Annotated in this window: 1 pseudogene; it reads right to left on the bottom strand. The window is 65.0% G+C overall.

The features are described 5' to 3' along the window. Window positions 1–69: 69 nt before the first annotated feature. Window positions 70–918 (bottom strand): annotated as a pseudogene (locus JCM21793_RS29625) (DUF7507 domain-containing protein); the annotation flags it as partial.

The raw sequence follows: 918 nt of genomic DNA, 5'->3' as shown, positions 1-918 counted from the left end.
TGCCTGCCAGGAGAAGCGCGCGGTGTGCGAGAAGCCGCATGGAAGCGCGCTTCGAAAGGATGACCGTGCTCATTGTCCCACCTCCACACGCGTCTCGATTTCAAGGGCGTAGCGCGCACCTTCCTCGCGCCAGCGCTTGCCGATCAGGGCCTTCAGCGCCTTCAGCCGCGCCCCGGCCAGGTCAGCATCGGCGGACGCGTTCACATAGCTCAGCCGCAGCACCGATTCTTCCTTGCGCAACACACCGATCAGCTGATCCACGCCTTGCTCCCACTGCCGTGCAAGGTCAGTCCCACCCGGTTCGAACGCCTCATCCCTGAGGTCGAGCCGCACGACACGTCCGATCGAGGCCCCGAAGTTGAGCTTCGTCATCTTGCCGGCGGTGAGCCGCACCACGCGCGGGTTCTCCGTCGTCACGCGATAGCCCGTCGGCAGCGTCCGGGTGTCCAGCTTCATGATGAAGTTCGAGCCGATCCGCTGGTCCGGCAGCATGGCGCAGGCGACATGGAAACGGCCATGCCGGTCGGTGGTCACGAGCCAGCCCTTGACCGTGGCGATGCGCACGCCCGGCAGGCCCGGCTCCCCCTCGTCATGGTAGCCATTGCGATTGACGTCATCGAACACCTTGCCGATGACATCACCGCAGTCGAACACCGGCTCCACCAGTATCTCGACCACGGCCTTCGCATTCGGCGCGAGCGGCGTTCCGCCCGCATCGGTGACCGACGCCGTATTGGTGTGTTTGCCTGGCCCCGCGGAACTCAGCGCCAGCATGCTCAGACGGAACTCAACCGTCTGGTGACCCGCAAGCGAGATGTTCTCGAAACGAACCGTGCGACCGCTGACCTGCGGCGTGACGGAAACGCCATCCATGCTGGCCGAACCAGCCACATAGCGGAAGCCGGACGGCAACGTGTC

Source organism: Nitratireductor aquibiodomus NL21 = JCM 21793, from assembly GCF_000615975.1.
Taxonomy (GTDB): Bacteria; Pseudomonadota; Alphaproteobacteria; order Rhizobiales; family Rhizobiaceae; genus Nitratireductor; species Nitratireductor aquibiodomus.
This window is presented reverse-complemented; position numbering and strand designations above follow the sequence as displayed.